We start from the raw sequence: 6,129 nt of genomic DNA on the forward strand, positions 1-6,129 counted from the left end.
GTGCTGTCGGTGATCGTCATCCTTGGGTGCGGTTCTGCCGCCAGTCCTCGACGATCGCGTCGGTGTCGTACGGTTTCAGGCCGAGCAGTGGCCCGGGCGGTGGGCGCCTGATCGCTGCGGCGATCTTCTCGTTGATGTCCTCGATGATGCGCCGCACGGTGGATTCCGAAGGTGCTCGGGCTGCCTTTTCCAGGGCCTCTTCCGCTTCCCTGCGCAGGGCGAGCGCAGGCGGGAGGAAGCCGAGTCCTTCGCGGTGCATCTTCCCCTTGATCCACCACATCTCGTCGTGGGTGTCCCCGGACGGTGGCAGCGGCCGGCCGAAACCGGGCAGATCCCTGAACTCGCCTCGTTCCGCGGCCTCGCGGATCTGTTTGTCCACCCAGGACTCGAAGCTGACTCCTGGCGGCTTGCGCTCGGTCATGTGTTCCAGGCTACGTCTTCGCCGCCGGCGTTGGGTGGTGGGGTGGGGGTGTGTTGGTGGGGGTGGTTGAGGGCGTGGGTGAGGGTGGTGAGGTGGGGGTGGAGGGTGTTGTGGAGGTGGTTGATGGTGGTGTGGATTTGGTTGTGGTGGTGGGGGGTGAGGTGGTGGTGGGTGAGGAGTTCGGGGGTGTGGGGGGTGAGTTGGTTGAGGAGGTAGAGGTTGGTGAGGTTTTTGAGGTGGGTGTGGGTGGTGGGGTGGGTGGTGTGGTTGAGGGTGTTGAGGAGGGCGTTGGTGGTGTGGAGGGTGGTGTGGAGGTGGGTCATGGTGAGGGCGGGGTTGGTGGCGTTGTTCCAGCGGGTGTGGGGGGTGTGGGGGTGGGTGGGGGTGTGGAGGGCTTGTTTGGTGCGGTTGTGCCAGATGTGTTGGGCGTGGTGGAGGAGGTTTTTGAGGTGGGTGAGGTTGGTGAGGGGGTTGGGGGGTGTGGTGGTGGTGGGGGGTGGGGGTGGGGGGTTGAGGAGGAGGTGGGTGGCGGCTTTGAGGGTGATGAGGAGGTTGTCGCCTTCGGCGGTGATGGTGCCTTCGAGTTGTTGGGTGTAGTGGGCGAGGGGGTTGTGGGGGTGGAGGGCCCAGGCGCCGCAGCGTTCGCGGCAGGTGGTGGTGATGGTGCGGGCGTGGTGGGTGGTGAAGGCTTTGGTGAGGGCGGTGAGGTGGTGGGTTTGTTGTTTGGTGGGGGGTGGGTCGGTGGGGTAGTGGGGGTGGGGGGGTGGGGTGGGTGGGGTGGGTCCGTTGTGGTGGTGGTGGGTGTGGTGGTTGAGGGTGTGGCGGTGGAGGAGGGTGAGGGCGTAGGTGGTGGCGAGGTGGTCGATGAGGGGGGCGTGGTGGGCGCGGTGGGTGGTGAGGGGGGTGGGGGTGTTGTGGTGGGTGGTGTGGCGGTGGTTGGCGTAGTGGACGGCGATGGTGAGGGCGGCGCGGGCGGTGCCGGTGGCGGCGGCGCTCATGCAGAGTTTGCCGAGGGTGACGCGGTCGATGGTGGTGAGGAAGCGTTTTTGGGGGTTGCCGTGGGTGGTGTGGTGGGTGCCGTTGGGGGTGAGGTGGGTGTGGGGGGCTTGGAGGAGGGCGGTGGGGGGGAGGCGGACGTGGGTGAAGGTGGTGAGGGCGTGGTCGACGGGGTGGGGGAGGTGGCGGGGTGGGAGGGGGGTGATGTGGATGCCGGGGTGGGGGCCGTTGTGGTTGTGGAGGGGGGTGAGGAAGAGGTGGATGCCGCGGTCGGTGCCGTCGTGGGTGATGAGGCGGGCGGCGACGAGGGCGGTTTTGGGGCCGCCGAGGGTGGTGGTGTTGGGCATGAATTTGGCGGCGCCGGGGTGGGGGGTGTGGAGGGTGAATTCGCCGGTGTCGGGGTGGTGGTGGGCGGTGGTTTCGAGGTGGGCGGCGTCGTTGCCGTGGGCGCGTTCGGTGATGAGGAAGGTGCCGGTTTGTTGGAGGGTGGTGTAGGGGGTGAGGTCGCGTTGGTGGGGGTCGTGGTCGAGGAGGGTGCCGAGGAAGAGGTTGTAGTGGATGCCGGCGAGGGTGGCGAGGGCGCTGTCGGCGATGCCGGTCCATTCGTGGAGGGCGGCGAGGCGGCGGGGGTCCTGGGCGAGGGTGAGGGGGTCGCCGGCGGTGGTGGCGTTGAGGTGGTGGAGGCGTTGGTATGAGCGGGTGGTGCGTTGGGCGGGGGTGAGGTGGTGGTCGGGGGTGAGGAAGTCGGGGTGGGTGATGAGGTTGCGCCAGGGGGTGTGGAGGGTGTCTTGTTCGTCGCCGTCGAACAGGAGGTGGCGCAGTTCGTGGATGACGGTGTGTTCTTCGGTGCCGGGGTCGGGTTCGGGGGTGTGGGGGGTGGTGGCGGTGGTGGCGGGTCCGGGTCCGGGGTGGGGGCGGGGGGTGGGGCGGGGGGCGGGTCCGGTGGTGCCGGGGCGGGGGAAGAGGGTGGTGGGGGCGGGGGCGGTGACGGGTGTGCTTCTTCGTGGGGTGGGGGTTCCCGCGGGGGTGGTGGTGGGTGGGGTGGTGTTCTCGGTGGTGGGTGGGGTTGCCGGTGTGGGGGTGGTGGCAGGGGTGGTGGGCTGGGTCAGCAGGGTCATGGCCTCTCCCGCGGGATGTTTCGATCCGGTGGTCTGGGAAGCGCAGGGCCCAAAGATACGTACCCACCGGTTTTATTTTCAAGGCGTTGGACGGGTTTCGGCGTGACGTGCCTCACAGCCCTGGCGTCCGCCGGGTGACTTCTGCCGGGTTCCGCCCCTGGTCGGACCTGATCATTCCGCTTGAAAGGGACCTTTGGGCCCCTCATTCGAAACCGGCATCGTGGTTTGGTTACTGGGTGGTTGCGGGCCGGTGTGCGGTGACGGGGGTGTGATGTGCCGGTGGCACTGTCCGCGGTGCGCTGGGCTGCTAAGATACGAACCCGCCGGTTTCTTTTGGTGGGTGGTTCCGGGGCCGAGTGGGTGTGCGGCGCGGTGACAGTCGGAGGTGGTGGTGATGGCGCGGCAGGAGCGGGCCGTGAGGACGCGGCGGGCGATCCTGGTGGCGGCGGCCGAGGTGTTCGACGAGGTCGGCTACGAGGCGGCGACCATTTCCGAGATCCTCAAGCGGTCGGGGCTGACGAAGGGGGCGCTGTACTTCCACTTCGCCTCGAAGCAGGAGCTGGCGCAGGGGGTGCTGGCGGAGCAGGTGCACGTGCTGCCGGACCTGCCGGCCGGTGAGCTGATGCTGCAGACGGCGGTCGACCGGGCGCTGCTGCTGGCGCATCTGCTGCGGCGGGACACCGGGGACGCGATCGTGCGGGGCAGTGTGCGGCTGACGGTGGAGCAGGGCGCGGCCCGTGACGGACTGGACCGGCGGGTGCCGATGCAGGCGTGGACGGAGCAGACCGAGGAACTGTTCGCACGGGCCCAGGCCGGCGGGGAGATCCTGCCCCACGTGGACCTGAAGGGCGCGGCGAAGACGTTCGTGGGCGCCTTCACCGGGGTGCAGGTGCTGTCGAACATCATGACCGGCCGGGACGACATGAGCGAACGGGTCGCCGACCTGTACCGGTTCCTGATGACGGCGATCGCCGTGCCCGGAGTCCTGGTACGCCTCGACTTCTCCGCACAACGCGGCGTGCACGCCTACGAAGAAGCCCTGCGCCACCGCGAGAACACGCCCCAGCCCACCCCCCACTGACCCCCACCCGCCCCGCCCGCATCCGGCACCGCACCGCCCCGCGGCCCGCATCCGAGGGCGCGGTGCCCCGCACCCGCCCCGCGTCCGGCACCGCGGCGCCCGCGGCCGGCACTGCCCGGGTCTCCGCCCCGCATCCGGCACTGGGGCGCCCGCGGCCGGTACTGCCCGGGTCTTCGCCCCCCGTCCGGCACCGCCCGGAGCCGCGGGGCCGCCGTGCGCCTTCGGCGCCGGCCTCCGGCCCGCCGCGGCCACCCGGCCGTGCGCCTTCGGCACCGGCACCGGCCGCCCGCCGGGCCGTGCGCCCGCCGCGGCCGGCCCGTGAGCACCCTGATGCTCCCGGCACGGCGCGGCGCGGCGCGGCCTGCGCCCTGCTGCCTGCCGCCGGCTTCCCGTCCCGTCGTCCGTCGCCGGCTCAGGGCTCCCGCCTTGCCGGTCACCGGCCCGCCGGTGTCGGGGCCGGGTCGCGCCGGTGTCCCGCGCCGGGCCGGCGCGGCCCTGGTGGGTGACGGTCTGTCATGGCCGGTCCTGTCCGGTGTGGTCGGACTTCCTTGGTGCCGGTCGTTTCCGTGCCCGTGGGCAGGACCGCCCCCGCCCGCCCGCCCGCCCGCCCGTCCGCACCGTCTGTCCGTCGGTCCGATCCTTGGCTGTCCGTCCGGGGGCGGCGGCGGGGGTTTCACCGTGCGCCCGGGGGGCCTGTTCCGGCACGGTTCCCGCCGGGGTGGTCCGGCGGGAAGGGTGTGGTGTGCGGGGGTGCCGTGCGCCGCGGGCTGCTGCCGGTGGCGTGCCGGCTCGCCCCGGCCGCTTCCCCGGGCCGGGGCCGGTTCCTGCTCCTGCCCGCCGTGCGGCGCGGCGCCCCCGCGCGGGGCGGTGTGCCCTCGCGGAGGGGCGCGGCGGGCGGGCCCTGTCCCGTCCCGTTCTGTCCGGTGGCGGGGGCGGCGGGCGGGCCGGGTGGGGCGGGTGGGGTGTCGGGGCTGGTCGGGGGCGGGTCCGGTTCAGCGGAATCCCTCCACCCACTTACAAACCGCGTAAGCGGTTTGTTAATCTTGGGTGTCGCCTCGTGGGTGATGGCGGTGGCGGGGGCGGCGGACGGCCGGTGTCCCGGGCCCGCCGTCGCGGGGCGGGAAGGGGCGGGCCGTGTGCGCGGTCCGCTGCGGCAGTGGAGGAGAAGCGGTCGATGGTCAAGCAGGAGCGTGCGGCCCGCACGCGGCGGGCGCTGGTCGGTGCCGCGGCCGAGGTGTTCGCGCGGGAGGGGTTCGCGCCCGCCTCGCTGGCCGTGATCAGTGCCCGGGCCGGGGTCAGCAACGGGGCGCTGCATTTCCATTTCGGGAACAAGGACGCGCTGGCCCGGGCGGTGGAGCAGGAGGCGGCCGAGGTGCTGGCCGCGATCACCGCGCCGCGCCCGGCGCCGGGCGGGGCCCTGCAGGTGCTGGTGGACGCCACCCACGCGCTGATGGGCGCGCTGGCCGACGACGTGGTGGTGCGGGCCGGGTTCGACCTGAGCGCGGACACCTCCCGGGCCGGCGGCCCGTGCCTGCGCGGCGTGTGGCGGGGCTGGGTCGAGGAGATGCTGCACCGCGCCGAACGCGAGGGCCGCCTCGCCGAGGGCGTCTCCTCCCGCGGCGCGGCCCCCGCCGTCGTCGCCGCCACCGTCGGCTTCGAGGTCCTGGGCTCCGTGGACCGCGAATGGCTGTCCGCGCACAAGATCACCGGCTTCTGGGAACTGATGCTGCCCCGCCTGGCCCGCGGCCCCCACCGCGCCGTCGCCGCCCCCCGCGACACCACCCCCGCATAACCGACCACCCGCCCCCGCCCCCGGCCGGGTCCCACCGGCCCCTGTGTCCCGGTATGACCCGGCCGGTCCACCGGACCGCACCCCCCGCGACCGCCACCACCCCACAAGAAACAGCACGAACGGTCTCGTATTGACAAACCGTCTGCCCTGTTTTTTACTCGGGGTGTCCGGTGGCACCCGGGGGCCGGCCCCCGGGGTACCGGACGGACACCGCAGGCCCGGGGGGAAGACCACGAACCGTGCGGCCGCGGCCCGTTGCAGACAGGCGCCATTCGACACAGGGGAGACGGCGTGGACATCGAGGTGCTGGGGGCGCTTGGGGTGCGGGTGAACGGGGTGTCGGTGACGCCGACGGCGCCCAAGCCGCGGCAGGTGCTGGCGTTGCTGGCGTTGCATGCGGATCGGGTGGTTCCGGTGGCGTCGTTGACGGAGGAGTTGTGGGGGCAGTGTCCGCCGCGCAGTGCGCGGACGACGTTGCAGACGTATGTGCTGCAGTTGCGGGATCTGATCTCGGTGGCGCTGGCGGCCGGTGACGGGTCGTCCGGTGCCCCGGCGGCCGGTGACGGTAGACCGGCCGGTGGTGGTGGGCCGTCCGGTGGTGGCGGACCGTCCGGTGGGTCGGGTGGGTCGGCGAAGGAGGTGTTGGTGACGTCTCCGGGGGGTTATGTGCTGGTGTCGGGGGGTGGGGTGAGTGATGTGGGGGAGTTCGAGTTGTTGGCGG

At 72.3% G+C, this 6,129-nt stretch carries 5 protein-coding genes; 3 read left to right on the forward strand and 2 right to left on the reverse strand.

From position 1 onward, the window contains the following. Positions 1-16 precede the first annotated feature (16 nt). Complete coding sequence (locus ACFYV1_RS08165) at positions 17-421, reverse strand: DUF1992 domain-containing protein (protein ID WP_389394520.1); 405 nt, start codon at positions 419-421, stop codon at positions 17-19. After that, positions 418-2,535 (reverse strand): acyl-CoA dehydrogenase, encoded by a 2,118-nt coding sequence (locus ACFYV1_RS08170; protein ID WP_389394521.1) that lies wholly within the window; start codon positions 2,533-2,535, stop codon positions 418-420. Before ACFYV1_RS08170 ends, ACFYV1_RS08165 begins: the two co-directional genes overlap by 4 nt. A 394-nt stretch (positions 2,536-2,929) precedes the next feature. On the opposite strand from ACFYV1_RS08170, the gene ACFYV1_RS08175 reads away from it, so the two are divergent. From ACFYV1_RS08175 to ACFYV1_RS08185, 3 genes are all read left to right on the forward strand, one after another. Next, a complete protein-coding gene (locus ACFYV1_RS08175; protein WP_389394522.1) occupies positions 2,930-3,616 on the forward strand; it encodes a ScbR family autoregulator-binding transcription factor in 687 nt (228 codons plus the stop codon). Between the two features lie 1,174 nt (positions 3,617-4,790). After that, positions 4,791-5,408, forward strand: coding sequence for a ScbR family autoregulator-binding transcription factor (locus tag ACFYV1_RS08180; RefSeq protein WP_389394523.1), 618 nt, complete (start codon positions 4,791-4,793; stop codon positions 5,406-5,408). 291 nt (positions 5,409-5,699) lie between these two features. Then, on the forward strand, positions 5,700-6,129 hold a 430-nt coding region (locus ACFYV1_RS08185), incomplete at its 3' end, for a winged helix-turn-helix domain-containing protein (RefSeq protein WP_389394524.1).

Origin of the sequence: Streptomyces sp. NPDC003023, from assembly GCF_042888225.1 — a bacterium.
Lineage (GTDB): Bacteria > Actinomycetota > Actinomycetes > Streptomycetales > Streptomycetaceae > Streptomyces.